General features: G+C 68.8%; 28 protein-coding genes, 1 tRNA gene and 3 pseudogenes. 11 read left to right on the plus strand and 21 right to left on the minus strand.

The window, feature by feature from the left end; all coding sequences use genetic code 11:
• Positions 1-118: 118 nt before the first annotated feature.
• Positions 119-1,162 carry a zinc-dependent metalloprotease gene (locus AC2W7J_RS03555; protein ID WP_485981475.1) on the minus strand — a complete coding sequence of 348 codons (1,044 nt, stop codon included), beginning with the start codon at positions 1,160-1,162 and terminating at the stop codon, positions 119-121.
• A gap of 39 nt (positions 1,163-1,201) precedes the next feature.
• Positions 1,202-2,596 (minus strand): D-alanyl-D-alanine carboxypeptidase/D-alanyl-D-alanine-endopeptidase, encoded by a 1,395-nt coding sequence (locus AC2W7J_RS03560; protein ID WP_421008745.1) that lies wholly within the window; start codon positions 2,594-2,596, stop codon positions 1,202-1,204.
• An 85-nt stretch (positions 2,597-2,681) separates the two neighbouring features.
• Between AC2W7J_RS03560 and AC2W7J_RS03565 the strand changes: the two genes are divergently transcribed.
• Positions 2,682-3,314, plus strand: a complete 633-nt coding sequence (locus AC2W7J_RS03565; RefSeq protein ID WP_421008746.1) for an inorganic diphosphatase — start codon at positions 2,682-2,684, stop codon at positions 3,312-3,314.
• Here the strand turns inward: AC2W7J_RS03565 and AC2W7J_RS03570 are convergent.
• Positions 3,298-3,747 (minus strand): SRPBCC family protein, encoded by a 450-nt coding sequence (locus AC2W7J_RS03570; RefSeq protein ID WP_427801455.1) that lies wholly within the window; start codon positions 3,745-3,747, stop codon positions 3,298-3,300. The two genes, AC2W7J_RS03565 and AC2W7J_RS03570, sit on opposite strands and share 17 nt — an antisense overlap.
• Positions 3,748-3,793: 46 nt before the next feature.
• Here AC2W7J_RS03570 and AC2W7J_RS03575 point away from each other — a divergent pair, with 46 nt between their 5' ends.
• The gene (locus AC2W7J_RS03575; protein WP_485981476.1) at positions 3,794-4,009 is read left to right on the plus strand and encodes an alpha/beta fold hydrolase; all 216 of its coding nucleotides are present in this window, start codon (positions 3,794-3,796) and stop codon (positions 4,007-4,009) included.
• A pseudogene (locus AC2W7J_RS03580) lies at positions 4,006-4,083 on the plus strand (hypothetical protein); the annotation flags it as partial. The gene AC2W7J_RS03575 and the pseudogene AC2W7J_RS03580, both read left to right, overlap by 4 nt.
• Before the next feature lie 390 nt (positions 4,084-4,473).
• Here the strand turns inward: AC2W7J_RS03580 and AC2W7J_RS03585 are convergent.
• The gene (locus AC2W7J_RS03585) at positions 4,474-4,608 is read right to left on the minus strand and encodes a hypothetical protein (protein ID WP_485981481.1); all 135 of its coding nucleotides are present in this window, start codon (positions 4,606-4,608) and stop codon (positions 4,474-4,476) included.
• A gap of 77 nt (positions 4,609-4,685) precedes the next feature.
• On the opposite strand from AC2W7J_RS03585, the gene AC2W7J_RS03590 reads away from it, so the two are divergent.
• On the plus strand, positions 4,686-5,105 hold the full coding sequence (locus AC2W7J_RS03590) for a hypothetical protein (protein ID WP_421008747.1): 420 nt from the start codon (positions 4,686-4,688) through the stop codon (positions 5,103-5,105).
• Positions 5,106-5,164: 59 nt separating this feature from the next.
• A tRNA-Thr gene (locus AC2W7J_RS03595) sits at positions 5,165-5,241 on the plus strand.
• 52 nt (positions 5,242-5,293) lie between these two features.
• On the opposite strand, the gene AC2W7J_RS03600 is transcribed toward AC2W7J_RS03595, so the two are convergent.
• Together AC2W7J_RS03600 and AC2W7J_RS03605 are read right to left on the minus strand one after the other, a co-directional pair.
• A complete protein-coding gene (locus AC2W7J_RS03600; RefSeq protein ID WP_421008748.1) occupies positions 5,294-5,557 on the minus strand; it encodes a tyrosine-type recombinase/integrase in 264 nt (87 codons plus the stop codon).
• A 224-nt stretch (positions 5,558-5,781) separates the two neighbouring features.
• Positions 5,782-6,381: a proton-conducting transporter transmembrane domain-containing protein gene (locus tag AC2W7J_RS03605; RefSeq protein WP_421008809.1), complete on the minus strand. Its 600-nt coding sequence runs from the start codon at positions 6,379-6,381 to the stop codon at positions 5,782-5,784.
• Between AC2W7J_RS03605 and AC2W7J_RS03610 the strand changes: the two are divergent.
• Positions 6,269-6,592 (plus strand): annotated as a pseudogene (locus AC2W7J_RS03610) (four-helix bundle copper-binding protein); the annotation flags it as partial. The gene AC2W7J_RS03605 and the pseudogene AC2W7J_RS03610 overlap by 113 nt on opposite strands.
• 72 nt (positions 6,593-6,664) lie before the next feature.
• On the opposite strand, the gene AC2W7J_RS03615 reads toward AC2W7J_RS03610, so the two are convergent.
• The 4 genes from AC2W7J_RS03615 to AC2W7J_RS03630 form a co-directional block, all read right to left on the minus strand.
• Positions 6,665-7,267 (minus strand): DUF305 domain-containing protein, encoded by a 603-nt coding sequence (locus AC2W7J_RS03615; RefSeq protein WP_421008749.1) that lies wholly within the window; start codon positions 7,265-7,267, stop codon positions 6,665-6,667.
• A gap of 126 nt (positions 7,268-7,393) precedes the next feature.
• Positions 7,394-8,242, minus strand: coding sequence for a F510_1955 family glycosylhydrolase (locus tag AC2W7J_RS03620; protein WP_421008750.1), 849 nt, complete (start codon positions 8,240-8,242; stop codon positions 7,394-7,396).
• A 44-nt stretch (positions 8,243-8,286) separates the two neighbouring features.
• Positions 8,287-9,783, minus strand: coding sequence for a multicopper oxidase family protein (locus tag AC2W7J_RS03625; protein ID WP_421008751.1), 1,497 nt, complete (start codon positions 9,781-9,783; stop codon positions 8,287-8,289).
• 35 nt (positions 9,784-9,818) lie between these two features.
• The gene (locus tag AC2W7J_RS03630; RefSeq protein WP_421008752.1) at positions 9,819-10,052 is read right to left on the minus strand and encodes an SHOCT domain-containing protein; all 234 of its coding nucleotides are present in this window, start codon (positions 10,050-10,052) and stop codon (positions 9,819-9,821) included.
• A 183-nt stretch (positions 10,053-10,235) separates the two neighbouring features.
• Here AC2W7J_RS03630 and AC2W7J_RS03635 point away from each other — a divergent pair, with 183 nt between their 5' ends.
• The gene (locus AC2W7J_RS03635; protein WP_421008810.1) at positions 10,236-10,931 is read left to right on the plus strand and encodes a response regulator; all 696 of its coding nucleotides are present in this window, start codon (positions 10,236-10,238) and stop codon (positions 10,929-10,931) included.
• Positions 10,928-12,046: a sensor histidine kinase gene (locus tag AC2W7J_RS03640; RefSeq protein ID WP_421008753.1), complete on the plus strand. Its 1,119-nt coding sequence runs from the start codon at positions 10,928-10,930 to the stop codon at positions 12,044-12,046. Before AC2W7J_RS03635 ends, AC2W7J_RS03640 begins: the two co-directional genes overlap by 4 nt.
• 161 nt (positions 12,047-12,207) lie before the next feature.
• On the opposite strand, the gene AC2W7J_RS03645 is transcribed toward AC2W7J_RS03640, so the two are convergent.
• The 8 genes from AC2W7J_RS03645 to cmtR (AC2W7J_RS03680) all read right to left on the minus strand — a co-directional run bounded on the left by AC2W7J_RS03645 (position 12,208) and on the right by cmtR (AC2W7J_RS03680) (position 18,661).
• On the minus strand, positions 12,208-12,801 hold the full coding sequence (locus AC2W7J_RS03645; protein WP_485981477.1) for a cadmium resistance transporter: 594 nt from the start codon (positions 12,799-12,801) through the stop codon (positions 12,208-12,210).
• Positions 12,801-13,160, minus strand: coding sequence for a Cd(II)/Pb(II)-sensing metalloregulatory transcriptional regulator CmtR (cmtR, locus tag AC2W7J_RS03650; RefSeq protein WP_421008755.1), 360 nt, complete (start codon positions 13,158-13,160; stop codon positions 12,801-12,803). The genes AC2W7J_RS03645 and cmtR (AC2W7J_RS03650) overlap by 1 nt, the downstream gene beginning before the upstream one ends.
• A gap of 400 nt (positions 13,161-13,560) precedes the next feature.
• Complete coding sequence (locus AC2W7J_RS03655; protein WP_421008756.1) at positions 13,561-14,319, minus strand: cytochrome c biogenesis CcdA family protein; 759 nt, start codon at positions 14,317-14,319, stop codon at positions 13,561-13,563.
• Positions 14,316-14,771 carry a TlpA disulfide reductase family protein gene (locus AC2W7J_RS03660; protein ID WP_421008757.1) on the minus strand — a complete coding sequence of 152 codons (456 nt, stop codon included), beginning with the start codon at positions 14,769-14,771 and terminating at the stop codon, positions 14,316-14,318. Before AC2W7J_RS03660 ends, AC2W7J_RS03655 begins: the two co-directional genes overlap by 4 nt.
• Before the next feature lie 282 nt (positions 14,772-15,053).
• Positions 15,054-15,686 carry a vitamin K epoxide reductase family protein gene (locus AC2W7J_RS03665; RefSeq protein WP_421008758.1) on the minus strand — a complete coding sequence of 211 codons (633 nt, stop codon included), beginning with the start codon at positions 15,684-15,686 and terminating at the stop codon, positions 15,054-15,056.
• Positions 15,667-16,311 (minus strand): DsbA family protein, encoded by a 645-nt coding sequence (locus tag AC2W7J_RS03670; RefSeq protein WP_421008759.1) that lies wholly within the window; start codon positions 16,309-16,311, stop codon positions 15,667-15,669. Before AC2W7J_RS03670 ends, AC2W7J_RS03665 begins: the two co-directional genes overlap by 20 nt.
• Positions 16,308-18,275 (minus strand): heavy metal translocating P-type ATPase, encoded by a 1,968-nt coding sequence (locus AC2W7J_RS03675; protein WP_421008760.1) that lies wholly within the window; start codon positions 18,273-18,275, stop codon positions 16,308-16,310. Before AC2W7J_RS03675 ends, AC2W7J_RS03670 begins: the two co-directional genes overlap by 4 nt.
• Complete coding sequence (cmtR, locus tag AC2W7J_RS03680) at positions 18,272-18,661, minus strand: Cd(II)/Pb(II)-sensing metalloregulatory transcriptional regulator CmtR (RefSeq protein WP_055994351.1); 390 nt, start codon at positions 18,659-18,661, stop codon at positions 18,272-18,274. The genes AC2W7J_RS03675 and cmtR (AC2W7J_RS03680) overlap by 4 nt, the downstream gene beginning before the upstream one ends.
• Before the next feature lie 86 nt (positions 18,662-18,747).
• Here cmtR (AC2W7J_RS03680) and AC2W7J_RS03685 point away from each other — a divergent pair, with 86 nt between their 5' ends.
• A complete protein-coding gene (locus AC2W7J_RS03685; protein WP_055992843.1) occupies positions 18,748-19,125 on the plus strand; it encodes an ArsR/SmtB family transcription factor in 378 nt (125 codons plus the stop codon).
• The gene (locus AC2W7J_RS03690) at positions 19,125-20,060 is read left to right on the plus strand and encodes a cation diffusion facilitator family transporter (RefSeq protein WP_055992840.1); all 936 of its coding nucleotides are present in this window, start codon (positions 19,125-19,127) and stop codon (positions 20,058-20,060) included. The genes AC2W7J_RS03685 and AC2W7J_RS03690 overlap by 1 nt, the downstream gene beginning before the upstream one ends.
• A 755-nt stretch (positions 20,061-20,815) precedes the next feature.
• Here AC2W7J_RS03690 and AC2W7J_RS03695 read toward each other — a convergent pair.
• Positions 20,816-21,478, minus strand: a complete 663-nt coding sequence (locus tag AC2W7J_RS03695) for a lysophospholipid acyltransferase family protein (RefSeq protein ID WP_485981478.1) — start codon at positions 21,476-21,478, stop codon at positions 20,816-20,818.
• A 328-nt stretch (positions 21,479-21,806) separates the two neighbouring features.
• Between AC2W7J_RS03695 and AC2W7J_RS03700 the strand changes: the two genes are divergently transcribed.
• Positions 21,807-23,090, plus strand: coding sequence for a peptidoglycan recognition protein family protein (locus AC2W7J_RS03700; RefSeq protein WP_485981479.1), 1,284 nt, complete (start codon positions 21,807-21,809; stop codon positions 23,088-23,090).
• A gap of 45 nt (positions 23,091-23,135) precedes the next feature.
• Here the strand turns inward: AC2W7J_RS03700 and AC2W7J_RS03705 are convergent, their stop codons facing one another.
• Positions 23,136-24,665 (minus strand): alpha/beta hydrolase, encoded by a 1,530-nt coding sequence (locus AC2W7J_RS03705; RefSeq protein WP_485981480.1) that lies wholly within the window; start codon positions 24,663-24,665, stop codon positions 23,136-23,138.
• 33 nt (positions 24,666-24,698) lie between these two features.
• Positions 24,699-25,857, minus strand: a pseudogene (locus tag AC2W7J_RS03710) (DNA polymerase III subunit delta').
• Positions 25,858-25,887 lie beyond the last annotated feature (30 nt).

Below are 25,887 nucleotides of genomic sequence, written 5' to 3' on the forward strand. Positions count from 1 at the left end.
CGAGGGAGTCGGCTCCCCGCTCACCGCGGCGAGCGCCAGCGAGCCGGCCGGCAGACCTGCGAGAGCCGCGCGGACCCCCCTTCGGCAGTCGGCCTGGGAGGGGTGGCCGGCGCCCACGTCAGCCGTGGACCCGCCGCACCCAGGCGGCGGGGTCGGTGATCTCGAGGGCGGTGGGCAGGGTCTCGGGCGAGGTCCAGACGGCGTTGAAGCCGTCGACGCCGACCTGCTCCTGGACCGCGCGGACAAAGGCGGCTCCGTCGCGGTACTGGCGCATCTTCGCCTCGAGGCCGAGGAGCCGGCGCAGCAGGCGGTCGGCGGCGCCGGCGCCCTTGCGGCGCTTGGTGAATCGTTCGCGGATCGAGGCGACGGTCGGCACGTGCTCGGGGCCGACGTCGTCCATGACGACGTCGGCGTGGCCCTCGAGCAGCGACATCACGGCGGTGACGTCGGCGAGGCGCTCGCGCTGGGCCGGGGTGATGACGAGCTCGGTGAGGCCCTGGCTGTCGCCGGAGAAGAGGCGCGGCAGCTGGGTCGCCACCTGCTCGAGGCGGGCGCGCAGCGCCTCGCCGTCGGGCATGAGATCGCTCGTCAGCGCGCGGGCGCTGTCGATGACGTGCTCGCGCAGCCACGGCACGCCCTCGAACTGCACCCGGTGGGTCTCCTCGTGCAGGCACACCCACAGGCGGAAGTCGCGGGGCACGGCCTCGATGTCGCGCTCGGTCGCGACGATGTTGGGCGCGACGAGCAGCAGCGCGGGGTCGCCGTCGGGGGCGAGGTCGTACTGACCGAGGACCTTCGTCGAGAGGAAGGCGAGCATGCCGCCGGCCTCGGCCCCGGTGATCTTGGAGCCGACGGCCTGGGCGGCCGCCGAGGGCTCCTTGCCCTTGCGCCGGTTGGCCGCCTCGAGGGCCGGGTCGAGCATGCCCGACATCGACGTCGCGTTGACGTCGATCCACGTGCGCCGGTCGACGACGAGTGGTGCGCGGGCCGCGTCGGGCGCGCGCAGTCGGGCGGTCGTGGCGACCGGCTCGACGGCCGAGGCCGCGAGGGCCCGGATCTCCTCGACGACCTCGACGGCCTCGTCGGGGGTGACGTCCGGGCCGGGCGGGACGAGCCGGGCACCGGCCGATGCGGCGAACTTCCAGTCGACGTAGTTGGTCACGAGGTCACCCTACGGACTGACCCCGTGGACGCTGCGGGCTCAGCGGCAGCCGCAGGCGGTGATGTCGGCGACGATCGCGTCGAGCGCGGCGCGGGCGCCGAGCGTGCCGGTCGTCGAGGGCACCCGGTCGGCGACGAGCACGAAGGTGAGCAGCCGCCCGTCCTGCGTCGTCGTCGTGCCGGCAAGCGCCGAGGTCCCGGTGAGCGTGCCGGTCTTGGCCCGGGCGATGCCGGAGGCGCCGCGCGAGTCGTCGACGAGGAAGCGGTCGTGGAGGGTGCCGGTCAGCCCGGCGATCGGCAGGTCGGAGAGCACGCGGGTCATGCTCCGGGCACTGCCGGTGATGCCGAGCTGCATGACGTCGGAGGTCACCCTGGCCGGGATCACCTGGCCGGAGCTGAGCCCGCAGTTGTCCTTGAGCTTCACGCCCGTCATGTCGACGCCCGCGTCCCGCAGGGTCGAGTGCACCCACCGGCTCACCTCGGCGAAGCTCGTCCCCGCGCCGTCGGCGAGCGCGGCCTGGCGGGCGACATTTTCGGTCAGGGCGTTGTCGGAGTCGTCGAGCGCGAGGGCGAGCACGTCGCCGAGCGGCGCCGACTCGACGGCGCCGAGCTCCTCGGCGCCCTGCGGCGCGGCCTGCTGCCAGGTGCGCGAGGAGTCGTCGACGGTGACCTTGACGCCGGCCTTCTTCAGCTGGCTGGCGAAGGCCTTGAGCACGGTCCGCTCGGGCACCGCGGGTGAGGGCTTGAAGGGCTCCGGCCGGTCGCCGGCGAGCCCGATCATCGACACGCCCTGGGTGTAGCCGGCGGCGACGTCGGCCATGTTCCACGTCGGGGCATAGCGCTCCCCGGCCGCATAGGTGGCATCGAGGCGAAGGGAGTGCCTCCCCTTCGCGTCCGACCCCAGGGACGTCGCGACCTGCTCGGCGAGGTCGGCCAGACCCGCGCGGCCCTCGACCGCGGTCGGGTCGCCGGCCCCCTTCGCCAGCATCGTGTCGCCCGAGGCGACGAGGACGATCTCGTCGCCCTCGCCCTGCACGACGCGGGTCTTCATCGTCGTCGACAGGTCGGTGGTCTCGGAGACGGCGGCTGCGGTGAGCAGCTTCGCCGTCGAGGCCGGGGTCTGCGGGCGGTCCTCGTCCTGGGACCACAGGGTGTCGCCGGTCAGGGCATCGCGGACGACGACCCCGACGCGGGGGCCGAGGGCCGAGGCGCCGACGTCGTCACGGACCGTGCGGGCCAGACCGGACGCGGTCGGGACCGGCGCCTGCTTCGAGGCGGCGGGCAGGACCGCGGTGGGCTCACGCGGGGCGGGGGTCTGCTCGGTGACCGGCTCGTCGATGGTGAGGACGCCCGGCACGCGGTCGTAGGCATCGGCCACGCCGTAACCGACGGCGAGTGCTGCGACCGACGTCACGGCGATCAGAGTGCGTCGCACGCGCGGCCCCCTGCGGTGTTTTGTCGGTGGTGGTGGAACACTGTGCCCGAGAATAGTTCACCCGTCACAGACAAGAGGTACGACTGTGGAGTTCGACGTCACCATCGAGATCCCGAAGGGCCAGAAGAACAAGTACGAGGTCGACCACGAGACCGGTCGCATCCGCCTCGACCGCATGCTCTTCACCTCCATGGCCTACCCGAGCGACTACGGGTACGTCGAGGACAGCCTCGGCGAGGACGGCGACCCGCTCGACGCGCTCGTGCTCCTCGACGAGCCGACCTGGCCCGGCTGCCTCGTGCGGGCGCGGCCGATCGGCATGTTCCACATGCGCGACGAGGCCGGCGGCGACGACAAGGTCCTGTGCGTCCCCGCGGGCGACCCGCGCAAGGAGGGCATCAAGGACCTCGAGGACATCAGCGAGTTCTGGCGCCTGGAGATCCAGCACTTCTTCGAGACCTACAAGGACCTCGAGCCCGGCAAGTCCGTCGAGGGCGCCCACTGGGTCGGCCGCGAGGAGGCCGAGAAGACGGTCACCGAGGCCATCGAGCGCGCCAAGGCCGCCGGCGTGAGCACCGCCCGCTGGACGATGCCGAGCTCGAGCCACTCGCAGGCCCACCCCGACGCCTCGCACTCGCCGGAGGACATCGAGGCCGCGTCCGCCCGCGCCCACGAGGAGCTGGCCACCAAGGACAAGCCGCTCAGCGACGGCGAGTGAGATAGCGCGCCAACCCGCTGCGGCCCTGCCGCATCATCCACGCGTGGTTGGCGCGCAGCACGGCAGGAGCGAGGGTCGCCGCCCGGGACAACCGGGCGGCGACCCTCACCTCTTGGTCGAAGGTCGCCCGCACCCCGCCCCGCGGGTCGTCCACGACCGTCCACCCGGCCCACCCGTCGAGGTCACCGTCCAGGCGGACCCGCAGGTGACCCCCTTCGCGGTCCTCGATCTCGCGGGTGAGCACGAGGTGCAGGGTCATCGGCAGCGCGCTGCGGATCCGCGCACGACCCGAGGTCTCGTCGAGGCGCTCGACGCCGCGCACCTGCGCCCACCACCGCGGATAGCCCTCGGGGTCCGCGAGCGCCGCGACCACCGCCTCCCGCGGCGCATCGAGCACCCACTCGTGGTGGAAGGTGAAATGCGGTGCGGTCACGCTCCCATCCTGCTCCCCGCCCGGGCACGTCAACTACGTTGGCCCCGTGCGCTACTACTCCCGCTACGGACTGACCTTCGACATCGACGACCTCGGCCCGCAGGAGGGTGACGTCGTCGTCCTGCTCCACGGCTGGCCGCAGGACCGCACGGCGTGGCACTCCGTCGCGCCGCGCCTGGCCGACGCCGGGCTGCGGGTGCTGGCGCCCGACCTGCGCGGCTACTCCCCGGCGCCCGCCCGGGCAACCACCTCGACTACGTGATCACCGAGATCGTCGGCGACGTCATCGCCCTGCTCGACGAGGTCGGGGCGCAGCGGGCGCACATCGTCGGCCACGACTGGGGCGGGGCGCTCGCCTGGGCCGTCGCCGCCCGCGAGCCCGACCGCGTCGAGAACGCTCACCGTGCTGTCGACGCCCAGCCCGGCCGGGATGGCGGCCGGCATGCGGGCCGGCGACCAGCTCAAGCACTCCTGGTACATGGCGCTCTTCGCCCTGCCGGTGCTGCCGGTGCTCTTCTTCCGGCTCTTCGCCCAGCAGGTCCTCGAGCGGATCGGCATGCCCCGCGACCGCGCCGCCCACGACGCCCGCCGGCTCAAGACGCCGGGTGCCGCGGAGGGCACCTTCGCGTGGTACCGGGCCGCCCTCTCCCCCACCCTCATCTGGCGCAAGCGCCGGTCGAAGGGGGGTCCCCGCCGCAGCGTGCACCGCCGGGTCATCCCGACCGCCTACGTCTGGGGGACGAAGGACCCGGCCTTCGGCGAGGTCGCGACCGAGCGCACCGTCGAGCAGCTGCGCCGCCGTGCCGGCGACCAGCCCGAGCTGGCGATCATCCGGCCGCTCGAGACCGGCCACTGGCTCATGGAGACCCACCCCGAGGTCATCGCCGACGTCGTCCTCGAGCGGGTCGCGCCCGGCGCTCCGAGGCCCTCGCGGGCTGATGCGCGCCACGCGCCGGGCCGTCCTCGTGGGCGGGCTCGCCCTGTCGCTCGCGGCGTGCGGCCGTCGCAGCGACGTGGGTGCGGTGCGGGCGGCGCTGCAGTCCGCCGTCGAGGCCCTGCCCGTGTACGTCGACGGCCAGGTCCAGTACCAGGACTCGGCCTCGGCGGGGACGACGATCAGCGGGGTGCTGACCCTGCAGGGCGCCGATCGCACGGCCGTCGCCGCGTCGCTCGAGGGGGTGCTCGAGGCGGTCGCCCGCACCTACCGTGACCAGGCCGACGTGCGCTCGGCCTTCGTTCGCCTGGAAGCCCATCCCGCTGGCGACTCGGCCACGCGGGTGCTCACCACCGAGGTCGTCGCGCCGTCCTCGGGAGCCAACACGACGACCGACGACCTCGACGCTCACTTCGACCTCTGAGCCGATTACGCGCCACGGGCACTCATCCGTATACTCGTGCCTCGCGTCCACGGGCGCATGCCGCCTTAGCTCAGTCGGCTAGAGCGTCTCACTCGTAATGAGAAGGTCGTCGGTTCGATTCCGACAGGCGGCTCCACGCAAGCCCCCCGGTAACTCGGGGGGCTTCGTCGATTCTGCGGCCAATGCGCTCACGACGGGTCCCCGTTCGCCTCGACGTTGGTACCCCCCTGGTACCCCCACTCGAGATTCAGGCGGTCGAGGCCCGCGCGATCAGCTGCCGTTCCGAGGAAGTGCAGGTACCGGTTCGTGGTGGCCGCCGACTCGTGCCCCATCCATGCCTGAACCGTCCCGAGGTCGACTCCTCGAGCGAGCCACAGGCAGGCCGCCGTGTGCCTCAGGTCGTGCAGACGTCGCCCGTGCCCGGTTATCTTCCAGTCGAGCGTGCGGATCACTGCCGTACGGTTCAAGAGTCCCTCCACGTCGCTGGGCTTCAGGTCGCTGCGGGTGTCGAGGCTGGCGCGAATGCGACTAGCGAGTGACTGCACCGTCGCGTCTCAGCCATAGACCACCTTCTCGAGTTGGACAGGGTCACCGTCGATAGTTACGGCGAGCGGGCCTTCAGGATCAATCCACTATCGCGTACCCAGAGCCTCCCAAGCACTTCAGGAACGCGACGCTAGAGCAGCAAGGGCCCCTCGAGAGCCGTCCACAGGGTGCCGGCAACGATCCCGAGGGTCAGGCTTGCGGTGGCGGCGACACCGGCGGTGGCGGCAGCCCAGGCGTCCCCGCCCGTGCGGCGACGGGTCGCGGATTCATGGGTGGGGCGGGCGAAGACAGGACCGAACCAGCGGAGGTAGTAGAAGAGGCTGAGCAGGCTGTTGAGCATCACGAGCAGGGCCAGCCAGCTGTGTCCACCGTCCCAAGCGGCGGTGGCGGTGGTGAGCTTGCCGACGAACACGGCCGTCGGTGGGGTGCCCACTAGGCCGAGCAGTGCGACGAGCAGGGCGAGTGCGAGCCCGGGGCGTTCGTGGACCAGCCCACGGTAGGCGGTCAGGTCTCGGTGCTCGGGAAGGGCCGCGGTGACCGCGAAGGCAGCCACGTTGGTCAGGGCGTAGGCGGCGAGATAGAACAGCAGTGAGGGCAGGGCGAGGTCACTGCGGCCGGCGATCCACGAGTGCGCCCAGACGTGCACCGCCTGTGCCGACGCCTGCCTGAGTGAGGACACAGTCGCTGATCTCACCAAATGCATCCGCGCCAATCTCGATTGCGCGGACATCTGCACAACGACCGGCTCAGCGCTTTCGCGCCACACCGGTTACGACGCCAACGTCACGCGGGCTTTCCTCGAGGCGTGTGCGACAGCCTGCAAGTCGTGCGGTGACAGCTGTGAGGAGCATGCCTCGATGCATGAGCACTGCCGCGTCTGTGCCGAGGCGTGCCGGCGGTGCGAGCAGGCCTGCCGCGAGTTGATCACCTCGCTCACCTGACCGATTATCGGGCTGCGGGTCGCGCGCCACCCGTGATCCGGGCCGGCCGAGCTCGCCAAGGGCATGCCGCGCTCAGAGTTCGCGTTGCATGGCCTTGATCTCGGCCTTCTGGGCCTTGACGATGCTCTTGGCCGTTCTCTTGACTGCGTTGTCCTCGGTCGTGGTGAGAACTTGCTCTGCCATGGTTACGGCGCCTTGATGGTGCTTGATCATGAGGGTGAGCCACTGCTTGTCGAACTTGGCGCCAGTGGCCGACTCGAGTTTGGACATCTCATCCTGCGTCATCATCCCGGACCCGTGGTCCATGCCGGAAGAGCTTGGGGTGGGGGCGTCCCAGTCCTTGAGCCAACCTTCCATCATCTGGATTTCTGGGTCTTGGGCGTCCTTGATGTCCTTGGCGAAGTCATGGACTTGCCCTGATGCCTTGGCGGAAGGGTCGAGAGCGAGGTCGGCCATCGTGATCGCTTGCTCGTGGTGGGGGATCATCATCTGGGCGAACATGATGTCACCTTGCCGGCCATCCGCCGCCGTGGACGTGTCGCTGGTGCTCATCGGTGTCTTGTCATGGTCCATCCCGGACATGGATCCGTCCGAGCCGCTGGAGCAGGCAGCCAAGGTGCCTGCGGTGAGGGTTGTCGCGACCACGAGAGCAGCGCGCCGTGCAAGTCGGGTCATGGGGACTCCTTCGCCAAATGTTTTGCGGACACATCCACCCTCACGTCGCGAGATGATGATTCGACCCCGCTCTCGTTGAGGTTCGATGAAGGCCACCCGCTGATGCACAGGGACGGCGACGACGGGTCACTGAACCAACGTCTGGGTGGTAGTTCCTGCATCCTTGGTGCTGATCACCTGCCCTTCGACAGACGCGATGATCTCCACCTGCCCGTCACTGGTACGGCCCGCCCACAGCGCTTCGGCCACCCCGATGCTCCTGGGGTGAAGGGTCCAGGTTTGGCCGACGTCGCTGCTGATTGCGAGTCTTCCTGCGGCCGACGAGATCACGATGGTCTCCTCGTCGGCCCAGGCGGCGAGCACGGCCGTCTCTGGGGGATCGAGGGAGGCCCAGGTGGCGCCCTCGTCCTGGCTCATGAGCAGGCCGGCGCTGGTGGTGGCCAGCAACTTCCCGGACGTGGGAGAAGCGGCCAGTACCCGGGGTGGCGAAGGGATGTCCCGCGTGGTCCAGATCTTGGTGTCGCTGGTGTGTCGAAGCGTTCCGTCGAACCCGATGACCCCGTTCGGGCCGGTGGTCAGAGCGTGGAAGTCCGAGCGCCCGCCGAGTGAGGCGACTTGCCAAGTACGACCCGTGTCCTGCGACGTGATGAGACCTACTGGCTGGGGGAGGTCGGTGCCGGGCGCTGGGTGACCGGAGGCGTAGAGAGTGCCGTCGACGCCGATGGCGAAGCCCATCAGGTCGATGGCAGGACCCTTGCGGACGAGCTCGCCGTCGACCTGATGGAACAAGCCTTGGTGGGTGGCCACCAGCAGGTCGCCGGTACGTGGGTGACGAGCGACCCCATGAACATGAATCAGAGGGATAGCTTGCTCGGCCGCCTCGCCCGCTGCTGCGCTCGTCGATGACCCGACGCCGGTGGACTCCTCAGGTTTCCCGGTCTCCGATATGGAAGAACAGCCGGCCAACAGCGCCACTGCGATTACGGCAGCGACACCTCGGCCAGCACGTCGTCGGGACATCATGCCGTGTACTCCAGGGCGATCATCATGCCGGCCTCTGCGTGGTAGGTGTTGTGGCAGTGGATCATCCAGTCACCCTCGTTGTCGGCGTCGAGATCGATGGAAAATGACTGCATGGGGGCCACGAGGACAGTGTCCTTCCTGAGCCCGGACGGCAGGGCAAAGGTGTGGCCGTGCACGTGCAGCGGGTGAGTCATCATCGTCATGTTGGTGGCGTTGATCCGCAACCGTCGTCCGGCTTGGACGTTCAAGGGTTCGTTCTTGCCGAACGGGGCTCCGTTCATCCCCCACTCGTAGGGCTGCATCGACCCAGTGAGGGTGAGCTGCGTGGTCGCATCGGGTGTCCTGCTCGGCAGCTTGGCTGCCGGGGCGGGGCTCAGGTCAGAGCCGATGAGGATCCGTCCGGTCAGTTCTCGTGGGTTGGCGTCCTCGTCGGGTGCGGCCCCGCTTCCGGTACGGACCAGGGCCATGGCCTGACCGCCGCTGGTCTTGCCGACCGGCTTGGCCACCAAGGGAAAGACTCCGTCGTCGAGGGTGACAATTGCGTCGTAACGTTCGCCCATCCCGATGTAGAACGCGTCCGTCTCGGTCAGCTCGACCGGGAACCCATCGCTGTGCGTGATCGTCATCCGGTGTCCCCCGAGAGCGACGGTGAAGATGGTGTCGGAGGCGGCGTTGATGATTCTCAAGCGAACCTTCTGCCCGGGCTTGGCATTGAGCGTCTCGGGGTCCGCTGGCGGCCGTCCGTTGATGAGGAAGTACGGGTAGGCCACGTCTCCGGCGTCACCCCACGGCTCGGCCTCGTCCATGGCGCCCTGGTTCATCCCACCCATCTCGCCGTGGTCCATGCCACCCATGCCTCCGGATCGGGAGTCATTGGCCAAGAGCTTCTCCAGGACCTGCTTGGGCGTGGTGCCCGTTCCGTCGATCCAGTCATCGAGGACAAGGACCCACTCGGTGTCGTAGTCGCCTGGCTCGTTCGGGTCGTCGATGATCAACGGGGCGTACAGTCCCCGGTCGAGCTGGACGCCGACGTGGGGGTGGAAGAAGTACGTGCCCGGGTCGGGCGCGGTGAACTCGTAGACGTAGGGGGTCTCCGGCTTCACCGGGTCCTGCGTCATGCCGGGGACGCCATCGGCCGAGTTGCGCAGACGAATACCGTGCCAGTGGATGGTGGTCTCGTCCGGAAGTTGGTTGTCGAGGGTGACGCGCAGGAAATCGCCGGCGGTGGCCCGCACAAGTGGACCAGGCACGGTGTCGCCGTATCCCCAGGTCGAGACGGTGCGGCCCGCCAGATCGATGGTGATCGGCTTGGCGGTCAACATCTTGGTCACCACCGTCTGCCCAGGGTCAGGTGAGACAGGCGTCGGAGCGCCGAAGGTGCCCCTCGGCGCACGTGCACCCGATCCTTGGGTGGCGGCATAGGCTCCCAAGCCCGCTGCGCCAGCGGCACCGAGACCGCCGATCAGCAGGCCACGGCGAGTGATGGTGTTCATAATTTCCCTTCCAAACGTCGATGTACCGACGCGCGTCAGCGGCCGTGAATGATCAGGTGACGTCGCTTCTCGTACTCATCGACGCTCAGGTCACCGCGGGCCAGTCCTTCGTCGAGAAGCGTCAGCGCGTTGGTTCGGGTAGTGCCTGTGGCGGTGCTTCTCTGGCCGGGAAACAGTGCGCGCACGGCGAGCACGACGATCACCCAGAAGGCGAGGATCCCTGCGGCCATGCCCAGCCACATCATGTCGCAGCCGTGGTTCCACATCATCAGAGACTCCTTCCTGAAGCCGACCTTCCGGCATGCATACATGCTCCGGCGCAAAGGTCATGGGTGGGTGATCGCCGCGTTGAGGTTTGACGAAGATCCTCATCGATTCACCGCTGACGTCGGCCGTGGTGCGGCCCTCGGGTGAGACTGTCTGTCGTGAGTACACGAAGCCCCGTCGAGCCGTTGGCGAAAGTGCTCATCATCGAGGACGAGAAGACGCTGGCGGAGATGATCGCCGCCTATCTCGCCCGCAGCGGGTATCAGACCGCCGTCGAGCACGACGGCGTCGCCGGAGTACACGCAGCACGAGAGCAGTCCCCAGACGTGGTGATCCTCGACCTGGGACTGCCCGGACTGGACGGCATCGAGGTCTGCCGCCAGATCCGCACCTTCAGCGACTGCTACGTCATCGTCGCAACCGCCCGGACGGACGAGATAGACACCCTGATCGGCCTGTCCGTGGGCGCCGACGACTACGTCACCAAACCCTTCAGCGTGCGCGAACTGGTGGCACGCGTGCAGACGGTCCTGCGTCGCCCACGGGGCGGGAACCCCGGCAACTCCACCGCTGCCGCAACCCCATGGGTATTCGGCGATCTTCAGGTGGACCCGCTCGGGCAGCAGGTCCACCTGATGGGGGAACCAGTTCCGCTGACACCTACCGAACGAGATCTGCTGATGACGCTGGCCCAACGGCCCTCGATGGCCTTCTCCCGCACGCAACTCATCGAGGAGGTCTGGGGGGGCGGCTGGGTCGGGGACGAGCACCTGGTCGACGTCCACATCGCTCACCTGCGACGCAAGCTCGGAGACAACCCCGATCTCGCTCGCTACATCACCACGGTGCGCGGCATCGGTTACCGGATGGGGCCTGGATGAACAAGCGCGTCAACAAGCTCTCCAAGGGTCTGGCACCTCGATTATTGGCGGGCCAGATCCTGGTACTCCTTGCGGGAGCACTGACAGCCGGGCTCGTCGCCGCCGTTATCGGTCCCCCGATCTTCCACGACCACCTCCTCCAAGCAGGGCACCAGGAGAACGCGCCCGAACTGGTCCACATCGAGATGGCCTTTCGGGACGCTTCGCTCATCGCCCTGGGCGTGAGCCTGCTCATCTCTCTGACTGGCGCGACTGCGGTGGCTTGGTTCCTCGCCCGACGACTGCGCCAACCGCTGGCGCAGATGACCTATGCCGCGCGCGAACTGAGCCGTGGCCATTACTCCACCCGCGTACCTCATGTCGGTGCGGGGACTGAGCTCGAGACCCTCGCCGGAGCATTCAACGTGATGGCGGCCCGCTTGGAAGGAGTCGAGGACACCCGACGGCGGATGCTTTCCGACCTCGCCCACGAACTTCGCACGCCGATCGCGACCTTGAGCGCCTACCACGAGGGACTGCACGACGGCGTAGTGACCCTGGGTGATGACTCTCGTCTCGCATTGACCGCCCAGACGGAACGGCTGGCGCGACTGGCCGAGGACATCAATGAGGTCTCCACGGCCGAAGAAGGACACCTCGCCCTCGACATCCAGCGCCACAAGGTGGCCGACTTGTTGCGGGCGGCCTACGGGGGCATGCGTGACAGCTACTCGGAGAAGGGCATCAACCTGGTCCTGGACGTTGACGAGGCGACAGGACTCGAGATCCTGGCCGATGCCGTCCGATTCGCCCAAGTCATGGCCAACCTCCTCACCAACGCACACCGGCACACCCCTGCAGGCGGAACAGTCACCCTGACGGCCACCCGTGAAGACGATGAGGCCATCATCACCGTCACCGACACCGGCGACGGCATGACCCCCGAGCAGGTACAGCACGCATTCGAACGCTTCTACCGCGGGGACTCGGCCCGCACCAACGACCAACGAGGATCTGGCATCGGCCTGACCATCAGCAAGGCCATCATCGACGCGCATCACGGAGGACTCACCGCATCCAGCCCCGGTCCGGGGAAGGGCTCGTGCTTCACAATCTCCCTGTCGCTTGGGCGCTGAGGAGCAAAGGCATCCTGGGAGCCAGTCCGTTGCCTATCGTCACCGCACGGCCCTGTGTGGCTCAGAACATGACGTCACTGAGCCGACGTCACTGAGCCGAGGGTAATGCGGTGACGATCGTCTACCGGTTCGCCACCGGACCTGACCGATCTTGTTCATTGCTAGAGACCAAACGCTCCGCCGGTGACGAGGATGACGATGCCGAGGCCGATGAGGACGATGGGGAACAGGATGTGTTCCCAGCGTTCGAGGATTTCAGCGATGGGTGGGCGGGTGGCGACGAATTTGGCGAGTGCGACCAAGACGGCGACCAGCGCGAGGAAGACGATGCAGTAGGCGACCACCGCTAGGGGGTCCACGCTGAGGAAGACGGGGGTGTAGACGCCGATGTTGTCTCCGCCGTTGGCGAAGGTGACACCTGCGACGGTCCACGCGCCGATCTTCTTGCCAGCGACCTTCGCGTCGTCGTCGTCATCGTCGCCGCGCCAGGCGTTCCATGCAGCCCAGAGCCCGAGGGCTAGAGGGATGAGCCCGAAGTAGGGAATGGCCCCGGAGGGCAGGAAGGCGCCTGCGCCAACGGTCACCAGCACTGCCGCGCCGAGAATGCCGGCGAACCCGAGGTACTGGCCGAGCAGGATGCGGGTGGTGGTGCCGCGCTGGCCCGCGCCTCGAGCGAAGAAGAGTGACAGCACGATGATGTCGTCGATGTTGGTGGCCATGAACAGGCCGATGGCCTGGACTGTCGTGGTGAGCATCAGGCATCCACCTCTCCTGCGCAGCAGCCCGGGACCAAGCAGCCTGGATCGATGCATGGGGCGCTTTCGTCGACGGCCAGGGTGGCGTCGACCAGTGCCGCCAGTGCCTGTGCGAGATGTGAGTCGACGATTTCATAGCGCGTCCTGCGGCCCTCGTGCTCGGCAATGACGATGCCGCAGTCGCGCAGGCAGGCCAAGTGGTTGGACACGTTCGAGCGAGTCAGGTCCAGGTCCCGGGCCAGCTCTGCCGGGTAGGCCGGGCTGTCGAGCAGGGTCAGGAGGATCCGGGATCTGGTCGGATCGGCCAGCGCGCGGCCCAGACGATGCATCACGTCCAGTCGAGAAATAATGGTCAGCACCTAGTGAATAGTACAGCATCGGCTGAACCATTCCGCCCAAAGCGGAGGGGGAGCGCGCTGTGCGGTGTCGAATCGTCATGTTCAGGCGCGAGCCGTGCGTTCAACGCTGACATGTGGCGATTGACGAGTGTCATCGCACGCGGACGAAGCCCGATGAGATCCTTGTCTACGTGTGGCGCTACACCCTCCGGGATCTCCTCCCGAACGACGACCCCGAGGCGTGGGCACTTGCTCTAGCGGCCGAAGGGTGGCGGCTGTGGCCAAAGGGCACGGGCGTGCTCATCACGATCGACGGACGAGAGATGCGGCGCTACAGCCTGCGACGTTGGGCCGGCGACGGGCCGCCACCGGAGCCTGTCGAAGGCCAATAGGCGACATCAGTGGGCCACGCTCCTTCACATCAGAGGGGCACTTCCCAGTCGCTGATGAGTTTGGTTTGCAGCGGCTGGACGATCGCATCCCAGCCGCCGGTGAGCAGGAGTGCCCCAACGATGATCAGCAGGGTTGCGCCGGCGATCTGGATCCTGCGCTGATGACGAAGCAGCCAGTTCGAGACCGGAGCCCAGCGCTCGTAGGCCGCGGCGATGAGGACGAAGGGCAGTCCCAGCCCGAGGCAGTAGGCCACGGCCAGAACGACAGCTCGGGTGATCGATGCGTCGCCGGCGAGATTGAGCGCGAGGACCGCGGCGAGTGTCGGACCCATGCAGGGCGCCCAGCCCAGACCGAAGACGGCCCCGAGGACAGGGGCCCCGGCCAGGCCGGTGGCGGGCTTGATCGGCAGTCGGAAGGTCCGCTGCGACCCGGCGCCGACGAAGACAAGCGCCATGAGAATCACCACGACGCCACCGATGCGCATCAGCAGCTCTCGGTGCTCCACGAGCGCGCGGCCGGCGGTGGCCACGAACATCGAGGCAAGAACGAAAACGAGGGTGAAGCCGAGGATGAACAGCAGCGCGCCCAAGACCATCCTGCCGCGGCTGCGCCTCTCCAGTGCTACGTCGGACAGGCCGGTGACGTAGCCCAGATAGCCCGGTACGAGGGGCAGCACGCAGGGCGTGGCGAAGGAGACGAGCCCCGCGAGGATCGCGACGAGCACCGCGATCGGCAGAGCCCCACTGGCGACCTGGTCACTGAGCCCGGTCGTGAAGGAGACGATCATCGGCCCCCCTCGGCAAGGGTGTCCTCGATCAAGCCTCGGAGGGTCGACTGCGTGGTCGCTCCGAGGACAACCGCAGCGATACGACCCTGGCGGTCGAGGACAGCGGTGGAGGGCTGGGTGGTCATCTTGCCTTGCATGGCGATCGAGGTGATTCCGGACTTGTCGTAGATCGAGGGCCAGGTGAAGCCCCACGTCTTGGCTTGTGCTCTGCCGGTCGCCACGGAGGACTCTCGGAAGTTGATCCCGACGAGCTGCACGTCCTCCCCCTTCATCTCCTTGTTGAGCGCGACGAGGTGTGGGGCCTCTTTGGCGCAGGGTCCGCACCAGCTGGCCCAGACGTTGACGACGACGACCTGGCCACGGTGATCGGCGCTGTCCCACGTCTGGCCGTCAAGCGTTTCACCAGCCAGTTCAACCGGTTCGCCCCGCTGGGACTCGTCGAAGGCGGTCACGCTGCCGTCCCCGGATCGATAGCCGAGGTCTTGGTCATCCTCGGCGCCGGATGAGGAGCACGCGGCGAGAGCACCGGTGGCAGCGATGGCACCTGCCGCGGTGAGGAGACTTCGGCGGGATGGACGACGTGCGGTCATTCGGGTCTCATGCTCCTGAGGTTGTCGGCGCGTGTGCGTGGATGCGCGGCGAGGTATCGGGGTCGTCGTTCGTCAGAACCGAGGTGGCTGGAGGATGCCGCTCGGCCTCTCGGCGTGATGGCGATTCGGTCCACGGGTCAGTGATCACAGGATCGTGACCCAGTAGTTCCAGAACCTGATGGCGATGAGCACGATGATCACGAGGTACCAGGCGGTCAAGACCGCTGCGCGGTACTCGATGAGCACTGATACCACCCGGGGTACGTGCCGAGCCGTGGTGGCTCGCCAACGCTGGAGGTTGTGGATGGTGGTGTGCCAGAAGACGGCGATGGTCACGACCCACACGATCATGCAGTAGGGGCACAGGGCTCCGATGACGTACAGGCTCTGGAAGATCAGCCAGTGGATGAACACCACCGCGAGGCTCACCACGGCCTGGGTCGCCACCCACAACCATGCACGAAGGCTCGTGGCACTGACCAGGACTGCTCCGAGCATGGCGAGGGCTGCGAACCCGGTGACTCCGATGAGCGGGTTGGGGATACCGAAGGCGTCTGCCTGCGGGGTGACCATGACCGAGCCGCAGGACAGGATCGGGTTGATGCTGCACGAGGGGACGTAGTCCGGGTTCTTGAGCAGCTCGATCTTTTCCACGAGCAGCACGACGGCGCAGAGCAGCCCGATCAGGCCCCCGACGAGGTACAGCCAGCCCAGTCCACGCGCGTTGACCGCAGCCGCCGGAGTGACAGCGGTCGGGTCAGTCTTCGATTGCGGCATCAAGCTTGGTCTCGAAGTCGGCGATGGTGGTCGGCTCGATCTTTTTGCCGTCGAGGAAGAACGTGGGTGTGCCGGTGACGCCCAGTGTCTGGGCATCCTTCGTGCTCTGCTCGATGCGCTTCGCGGCGGCGGGGTCCTTCAGGCTGGCGCGGTACTGCTTCATGTCCAGCCCCAGCTCCTGGGCGTATCCCTCGAAGGTCTTCTCCTTGGACGACTCAGAGTGGCTCCACTCGGCCTGCGTCTCGAAGAGCTTGTCGTGCATCTCCTCGAACTTGTCCTGTTCACGGGCGGCCTCGGCAGCTAGTGCCGCGTTCATCGAGTTTCCGTGGAGGGGGAGGTAGCGCACCACGAAGGTCACGTCGTTGCCGTACTTCTCTCGCAGGTCCGTCATGACGGGGTGGGCTGCGCCGCACGCTTCGCACTCGAAGTCGAGGTACTCCACGAACACCGCCTTCTTGCCGGAGGTCAGGCGGGGGCTGTCATCGCGCACCAAGGGCGCGGACGCCCCGCTTCCGGACCCCGTAGGTGCCGCTTCTTCACCGGCCCGGCTGAACGTCACCGCAGCGACCAATGCCACCAGGACCGCCACGATCATGGCCATGGACAGTTTCAGGCTCTTGCTCATCGGGATCCAATCATCGAAGGGCGCTGCTGGCGCGCAGAGTAGTCATCGCTTCTGTCTTCAGGCTGGGAACGGCGCTGGCTGCGGATGGCTCGCAAACCATTGGCGATGACGATGACCTCGGCGACCTCATGGACCAGCACGACCGCAGCCAGACCCAGCACGCCGAACAGAGCGAGCGGGAAGAGGACCGCGATCAGGGCAACGGACAGGACGACGTTCTGGGTCATGATCGCTCGTCCGCGGCGGGCATGTGCGAGGGCCTGCGGCAGCAGCCGGAGGTCGTGGCCAGTGAAGGCAACGTCCGCGGACTCAACCGCGGCGGCGGAACCGCCGGCACCCATCGCGATACCGACGGTGGCAGTCGCCAGTGCGGGCGCGTCGTTGATGCCATCGCCGATCATCGCCGTCGGGGCCGTGGCCATCGAGGCGCGGATGTGGTCGGCCTTGTCCTGGGGCAGGGACTCCGCGTGAACCTGTCGGATGCCGGCTTCACCGGCGATGGCCTGCGCGGTGCGTGTGTTGTCACCGGTGAGCATCACGGTGGACACGCCCTGCCGGTGCAGGGCGGCGATGGCCTGGGCTGCCTCGGGGCGCAGCTCGTCGCGGATGCCGATCACGCCGCACGCTTGATCGTCGACCTCGACCACCATCAGGCTCATGCCTTGGCCGGCCATGGTGTCGGCCTGCTCGCTCAGATCGTTCGGGGCGACCCAGCGAGGGCTGCCCACGCGTACCCGGTGTCCGTCCACCAACCCGGTGACGCCGTGTCCGGCGTGCTCGTGGACATCGCTCGCCGCCGGATGATCTGGTGAGGCAGCGACCACCGCCGCCGCCAGGGGATGGGTGCTGGTGGCCTCCACTGCTGCTGCCAAGGAGAGCACCTCAGCGTCGGTGTGGCCCTTGGCCGCGTGAGTGGCCACCACCCGGGGCTCGTTGCGAGTCAGGGTGCCTGTCTTGTCGAAGGCGACCGTGCGGATGGTCCCCAGCTGCTCGAAGGCTGCTCCGGACTTGATGATCACCCCGAACTTGCTGGCCGAGCCGATCGCTGAGATCACCGTGACCGGGACCGCGATCGCCAAGGCGCAGGGTGAGGCCGCGACCAGCACCACCAGCGCACGCTCGATCCACGTCTGTGGGTCGCCCACGACGAACCCGTACGCCGCGATCGCAGTAGCGGCCAGCAGCACCAACGGGACGAGTGGTCGGGCGATGCGGTCAGCCAGGCGCGCACGCTCGCCCTTGTCCGCGTGAGCCTGCTCGACGAGCTCGACCATCTGGGTCAGGGAGTTGTCGCGCCCGTCGGCGACTGCTGTGATGCGCAACGTGCCCGACGTGTTGACCGATCCGGCCGCGATCTCGTCGCCGGGTGCGACCTCGACGGGGATCGACTCCCCGGTGATCGCAGAGGTGTCCATCCACGAGTGGCCTACCTCGACGACGCCGTCCGTGCTGACTCGGTCGCCAGCGCCGACGAGGAGGACATCGCCGCGCCGGACCTGCTCGGCGGGGATCCGCTCGTCCGTTTCTGCTCGTGACACGAGGGCGGTCTCCGGGATCAGGGACAACAACGCCCGCAGCCCGTGACGGGCCCGGTCCATAGCGCGGTCCTCAAGTGCCTCGGCAATCGAGAACAGGAAGGCCAAAGCAGCAGCCTCACCCACGTGCCCTAGAAGCACAGCGCCGGTGCCGGCGATCGTCATCAACAGGCCCACACCCAGCCGGCCACTCCCCCGCCCCGTGACCAGGCGGCGCACCGCGCTCGGGGCGAACGTCCAGGCCCCGGCCGCCACACCGACCGCGTAGATGACCACGGCGGGGACCTCGGCGCCGGCGAACTCCAGGAGCAAGCCACTCAGCCAGAAAACGCCCGCGATGGCCGGCAGGGCCAGGCCTCGGTCGCGCCACCACGGCACCAGGTCATCGGGTGCCGTCTCGTCAGAGTCTCCACAGCATGCATCGCTCATCGCGCAACCTCATTCGTCTCTTCGAGGATGAGTGGAGGCGTGGCCCCGCAGCACAGCGGTACATCGCAGTCCGCATCCATGCAGGGGACGCCGTCGTCGACCGCCAAGACCACGTCCATCAAGGTCTCCAACGCCCGAGTCAGATGCGCGTCGGCGATCTCGTACCGGGTGCGACGTCCCTCCGGTGCGGTGGTCACGATCCCGCAGCCGCGCAGACAGGCCAGATGATTCGAGACGTTCGTGCGGCTCAGTCCTAGATCCTTAGCCAACTGCGCTGGATAACTCGCGTCCTGCAACAACGACACCAAGATCCGCGCTCGAGTCGGATCCGCCATCGCTCTACCCAAACGATTGAGCACGTCCAGTCGAGCGGCACTAGTCAGCATCCAGTGACCATACATTGACGACTGACCTGTATGCCAGCCGGGGTACTGGGCGCCAATTGATCGCTCCGCGACGGTAGCATCGCTCTATGACGATCAATAGCCAGCATGAAGATCCAGTCGCGATGGAGGTGTCTGACGCCTGCGCTGCCTTGTTCCATGCCTTGGCCGAGCCGACGCGCCTGGCGCTCCTGAAGCACCTCTCCAGTGGGGAGCATCGGGTCCGCGACTTGGTCGACCACATGCACCTTGCTCAGTCGACGGTGAGCAAGCACTTGGCGTGCCTGCGGGACTGTGGGCTGGTGAGGGTGCGGACCGAGGGCCGCGCGTCGTGGTTCTCGTTAACCGATTCGTCCCGACTGTGTGCCCTGTTCGAAAGCGCGGATGCGCTACTGGCAGCGTCGGGCGCGTCGTTGTCCCTGCGCGAGCACCGTGACCACGACCAACTTACGACCGAGGAGGTCTGATGGGATCCGACCACCACCACCGCCCGACACATGGGCAAGCGGGCAGTGGCTTGCGCAACCGCCTTCTGATTGCCTTTGGCATCACCTCGTTCATCGTCATCGCGCAGGCGATCGGAAGCGTCATCACCGGCAGCCTGGCGCTGCTGACGGACACTGCCCACGCTCTATCGGACTCCACCGGCCTGCTGGTCGCGGTTATCGCAGCCACCATGATGCTGCGGCCCCCCAGCAGCCAGCGCACGTGGGGTTTTGCGCGCATCGAGATCGTCGCTGCACTGGGCCAAGCGGCGTTGCTGCTGCTGGTGGGTTCTTACGCGGCCATCGAAGGGGTCCGCCGACTGGTTGAGCCCACGCAGGTCCAAGCCAGGGAACTGCTGCTCTTCGGCATCATCGGACTTATAGCCAACATCGGCGCGATGGCGGTCCTGTCCTCCAGTCGCGACGCGAACTTCAACATGCGCGCGGCATTCCTCGAAGTGCTCAACGACGCCTTGGGGTCCCTCGGGGTGATCGTGGCCGCCATCGTGATCGCCACCACAGGGTTCCAACGAGCGGACACCATCGCCGGGCTGTTCATCGCGGCCCTAATCCTCCCCCGCGCATACAAGCTCTTGCGCGAGACCGTGCGGGTGCTGATGGAGTTCACCCCGAAGGACGTCGACCTGGACGCCGTGCGGACACACATCCTTGAGCTGGAGCATGTTCGCGAGGTCCACGACCTGCACGCCTCCACGATCGGCACTGGCCTGCCCGTCATCTCCGCGCACGTCGTGATAGATGACGAGTGCTTCGAATCGGGCCACGCACCACAGATTCTGGAGCAGCTCATTTCGTGTGTGAAGGAGCACTTTCCCGTTTCCTTCGAGCATGCCACCATCCAGCTGGAGACGACCGCAGTACGAGAGCGAGCATGCACCTCGGTTCAACACACGTAGAGCGAACCACCACCCTTCGGGGGGTGAATTGGAACCCTTCGCACTCTTGTAGTTCGTCCGACGACGCGGCGTCACCAGAACCCGCCCTCCAGCACCTGGTGTGATGACTTTCCCTACTGACTCAAGGCGGGCCTTCGGCCCGCGCGCACGCCTCCGGCGCGCGCTCCGGTAGGGACCCCCGCGCTCCGGGCTCGTTCCTCGCCCTACGCGCACCCCCACCTACGCACGCTTGTCGGCGGCGCAGGTGGGGGCTGTCACTCTCGTCCGATCCATCTCCCCGGCGGGCGACGATCCGACCTCTTCGAGAACTGGTCAAGGCCCAGCTCGGTTGCATGGTCCAGGTATGTCCTCCCGAACATGCGGTGGGCAGCATCGCGAAGAAGGGACCTTGACCGAACCTCTACGAGCTCTTCTCTGCTCCGCTATCGGGGCGATGGACCTCCGCGGGAGTTGGTACCCCCGTGGTACCCCCTCAGCGCACAACGGGGTGTAGAACTCACGAAACGCACCGACTGCACTGCCCGCAATCGGGCCGCACTGCGCACCCTTCGTGCTCGTAATGAGAAGGTCGTCGGTTCGATTCCGACAGGCGGCTCCACACGAAACCCTCGAGAAATCGGGGGTTTTCGTCATTTCCGGGGCCAGACACAGCCCTGCTGCGAGCCCGGCGTCGTTGGTGCCACCTGGTCCCCCTTCTCCGGGCAACCGAGTGACATCAACGACGCCAGGCGACGCCGGGACCCGCGGCGAAGGGGTCAGCGGGTCTCCCACATCTGCCGGGCGTGCCCGATCTCCTCGCGGATCGCCGCCATGATCGCGTCGGTGACCTCTCTGGCCGCGGCGTCGTCGGTCCGCCCCGCCCACGCCGACAGGTCGACCGGGTCGCCCACGGACAGGCAGGCGGTGTGCCGGTGCCACAGGTGCCGGTGCCCTGCTGCGGCCCCCACGTCCCGACCGGGACGACCGGGGCCTCGGGGTGACGCAGGGCGAGCCGCGCAGCCCCGGTCCGTGCCGGGCCGGGCATCTTGTCGGGCTCGGTCGTCAGGCGCCCCTCGGGGTAGAGCGCGACGAGCTGCCCCCTGGACGAGCCGGTCGGAGGCCGCGTCGAGCGCTCCGGCCGCGGACGCCGAGCCGCGTGCGACGGGGATCTGGCCGGTGGCCCGGGCGAGGGCACCGACGACCGGCCAGCCGAAGACCTCCTGCATCGCCAGGAAGTGCGGGAAGCGCCGGTGCCCGATCGCCACCCGCGCCACGGCCAGCGGGTCGGACATCGTCAGGTGGTTGGCCACGAGGATCACCGGCCCCCTGCGCGGCACGGCCCCCGCGGTGCGGAAGCGCACCCGGTGGGCCAGCTTCGCCACCGCCCAGACCAGCGCGAAGCCGGTGGCGTTCTTCAGCAGCTGCCGTGGAATGGTCACCTCCGCATTGTGGGCCCCACCCCGCGCGCTCTCCCGGAGTACTCGTACCCAGGCTCCTCCCTTCGCACGGCCTCGCCCCGGGCGAAGGGGGCGCTTCCCCTGTGCCGCAACGGGTCCGGCTCGTCCTGCAGGGCCGTCCACCCGCGGCTAGCGTGGGCCGGGCCCATCGGACCCAAACCCCCTGCGAGGTGTCCCCGTGAGCTCCCTTCGTCGTGCTCTGCCCTGCCTGACCACCGCCGCTCTCGCGGCCTCCCTGATGGGCTCGGCGCCAGCCTCCGCCGCCCCCAGCCCCGTTGCGGCGCAACGCGACTCGATCCCGATCCGGGGCGTGGACCGAGCCGCCCTGTCGGCCGCGCCGACGGTCCCCTCCGCCGGCCGCTCCGGCGACCGGGTGGTCGGCATGACCGATGCGTTGGCGACGCAGGACTTCCGCGTCGCGGGGGTCACGTGGAGCGGCGAACGCTCCGACGTCGAGGCCTTCGTGCGCACCCGGGACGCCGAGACCGGACGGTGGAGCGGCTGGAGCCTCCTCCAGGCCGAGGCCGGGCCCGACGCAGGCACGAGCGAGGCGGCCGCCACACGCGGCGGGACGCAGCCGCTCATCGCGGATTCCTCCGACGGGATCCAGGTGCGCGTCGAGTCGGCCGGCGGCGCACCCCACGACCTCGAGGTCGACCTCGTCGAGCCCGGCACGTCGAGCGCCGACAGCGCCACGTCGACGAGCTCGACGACCAGCACCAACCCCCAGGCCAAGCCGACCGTCCACAGCCGGGCCGAGTGGGGCGCGGACGAGTCGATCCGCAAGGGCGACCCCGAGTACGGCCAGGTGCGGGGCGCGGTCGTCCACCACACCGCCGGGGTCAACGGCTACTCCGCCGAGGAGGTCCCGGCGATCCTGCGGGGCATCTACGACTTCCACGTCAACGGCCGCGGGTGGAACGACATCGGCTACAACGTCCTCGTCGACCGCTTCGGCCGGCTGTGGGAGGGACGCGCGGGTGGCCTGGACAAGGCCGTCATCGGCGCGCATGCGCAGGGCGTCAACAGCCAGACCTTCGGCATCTCCGCGATGGGCGACTACGACGTCGTCGCCGCGCCGGACGTCATGGAGACGAGCATCGAGCGGTTCACGGCATGGAAGCTCGCCCGCCACCACGTCGACCCGACCGCGAAGGCGACGATCGGTGGCGTGTGGCGCCCGACGGTGCTCGGGCACCGCAACGTCGGCCAGACGGACTGCCCCGGGCAGTACCTCTACGCCCGGCTGGGCGAGATCCGCGCCGGCGCCCGCGAGCGTCAGGGCACCGCGATCTACAAGCCGAGCACCAGCCCCCGCAGGATCGAGCGGGGCACCGGCGGGTCGACCCTGCGTGCCCAGACGACCGGCGACATCACCTGGCGGGTGCGGGTGAGCAGCGACGAGCACGGCGTCGTCGCCGACTCCACCGGCACGCGCACCGATGACGGCACGCTCGAGGTGCCGTGGGACGGCCGGCTGCCCGACGGCAGCTGGGCCACGCCCGGCAGCTACGAGGTCGTGCTCAGCGGACGCGACACGAGCTCGGGCGCGTGGCTGCCGAGCTGGCGCGACACGGTGACCGTCACCAGCTGACCCTTCGAGACGGTCGCTTCCCGACCTCCTCAGGGACCGGGAAGCTCACTCCTTGCAGGTGAGCTCGCCACCATCGGGCAGTGCGCCCGTCAGCCAGTACTGGTCCACGGCCTTGTCGACGCACGAGTTCTGCCGCATGTAGGCGGTGTGCCCGTCGCCCTCGTGGGTGACGAGCGCGGAGTCGGCGAGCTGCTCGTGCAGCCGCTTCGCCCACTCGTAGGGCGTCGCCGGGTCGCGGGTGGTGCCGACGACGAGGATCGGGTCGGCTCCCTTCGCCTCGACCTCGTGCGGCGTGTTGGTGGCCTTGACCGGCCACTGCGCGCACGGTGACTCGGAGGCGAGCGCGCGGCCCCAGATGGGCGCTTCCTTCTCTGCGCGGGCCACGAGGTCGTCGGGGTCGCCGGGTCCGTCCGGGGTGTCGAGGCAGGAGACGGCGGGCAGGGCCTCGAGCATGTTGTTCTGGTAGACGCCGCCGGCGTCACGACCGGCATAGCTGCGGCCGAGCTCGCTCAGCGGACCACCGTCGCCGTCCTTCGCCGCGACGAGCGCGTCGGTCAGCTGCGACCACATGCCCTGGTCGTACATCGCCTGCGCGATGCCCCACGTCGCCCACCCCTCGGTGAGCTTGATCCCGGCGCTCGCGGGCAGCGGCTTGGCGTCGAGCGCCTCGAGCTGGTCCTGCACGTGCTCGACGACCTCGTCGGCGCTCGACCCGAGCGGGCAGTCGTCGTCGACGCAGTCCTGCGCCCACGCCCGGGTCGCGGTGTCGAAGCCCTTGGCCTGACCGATCGCGACCTCTTCCGATGTCGCGTCGGGCGGCAGCACGCCGTCGAGCACGAGCCGGCCCACGCGGTCGGGGAAGAGGTCGGCATAGGTCGCACCGAGATAGGTGCCGTAGGACTTGCCGAGGTAGGTGAGCTTGCCGTCGCCGAGCACGGCCCGCAGCACGTCCATGTCGCGGGCGGCGTCGGCGGTCGAGACGTGGCCGAGCAGCTCGCCGCTCTTGGCCTCGCAGCCGTCGGCAAAGTCCTGCTGTGCCCGCTCCCCCGCCGCCTTCTCCTCCGGGGTGTCGGGCGTCGGGTCCTTGGCGAGGTAGTCGTCCATCTCGGCATCGCTCAGGCAGTCGATCGGCTCGGAGCGCCCGACGCCTCGCGGGTCGAAGCCGACGACGTCGAAGTGCCGCCGGATCTGGTCGCTGACGATGAAGTCGGCCGCGGCCGCGTAGTCCACGCCCGAGCCGCCCGGGCCGCCGGGGTTGACGACGACAGAGCCCGCGGCCTCGTCCTTCGCCGGGACCCGGAGCACCGCGATCTCGAGGGTGCGGCCGTCGGGGTGCTCGTAGTCCATCGGGACCTCGAGCTCGGCGCACTCGCCGTCGCCGCGCTCGCAGGGACCCCAGTCGAGCTGCTGCTCGTAGAAGCGCTCGAGCCCCGTGGTCCCCGCCGGCGGCGCGGTGTTGCCGGGGCCGAGCCCGGTGGGCTGGGTGTCGGGCTCGAGCAGCGAGCAGCCCGCCACCGGCAGGAGCAGCGCCGCCGCGGCAGCCAGGACACGGACGGGGCGACGGGCACGACTCATGGCGCAGACGCTACCTGTCGCCCCTGATGTCGCTCAGCGGGTCGGCAGCTGCAGCGAGATCGCCATCGCCTCGAGCGCGAGCAGCGGGGCGACGTTGGCCGCGATGCGCTCGCGGGCCGTGGCGATGGCCTCCATCGCCACGAGCAGACCCTCACCACCGAAGGCCCGCGCGACCTCCTCGACGACCGGTCGGGCGTCCTCGTTGACGAGGGCGACGGGCGAGCCGGCGTGCAGGACGAGCGCGTCCCGGTAGACCGACAGCAGGTCGACGAGGGCGCGGTCGATCATGTCGCGGGTGAACCGGGTGGCGCGGGTCTTCTGCTCCTTTTCCAAGGAGGTGATCTGGGCGCGCACGTGCGGCGGTTGGGTCCGGGCGCTCGGGTCGGCGCCGAGGGTCTCGAGGAGGCGCTCCCGCTCCGCCGCGGCGCGCGCCTCGAGCGTGCGGTCACGCTCCTGCTCGGCGATCTGCAGCAGGTCGGCGGCGGCACCGACGGCATCGGAGACGCCGCGGATGCGCCCGGCCATCGCGATCGTGTCACGGCGACGGATGCGCGCGCCCTCGTCGGTGGCCAGCCGCTTGGCCAGCCCGATGTGACTCTGCGCGGCGCGCGCTGCATAGGTGGCCATGCCGATGTCGACACCGTCGCGGCGCTCGAGCAGGCGGGCCACCTCGGGCACGGGCGGCGTGCGCAACCGCACGTGCCGCGAGCGTGAGCGGACGGTGATGAGCACGTCCTCGAGGCTCGGCGCGCAGAGCAGCCAGACCGTGCGTGGTGTCGGCTCCTCGAGCGCCTTGAGCAGGGCATTGCCCGACTGCTCGGTGAGCCGGTCGGCGTCCTCGACGAGGATGATCCGGTAGCGCCCGACGCTCGGGGAGCGGCCGGCGAGCTGGACGAGGTCGCGGGTCGCGGCGACGCCGATCGACAGCGCCTCGGTCGCGAGCACGTCGACGTCGACGTGCTGCTCGAGCGCGGTGCGGCACTCACGGCACTCGCCGCAGCCACCGGTCGGGCACAGCAGCGCCCCGGCGAAGGCCCTGGCCGCGGTCGAGCGCCCCGACCCGGGCGGTCCCGTGAAGAGCCATGCGTGGGTCATGGCCGCCGGAGTCGGCGACGGCCCGCTCGAGGGTCGCGATCGTCTCGGCCTGGCCGACGACGTCGCGCCAGATCGGCGCCTGGCCGGACCCGGCCACCGCGGTCACAGCAGGCCCTCGTGCGCCAGC

The sequence above is a fragment of the Janibacter sp. CFPM2_SD2 genome, assembly GCF_057364645.1.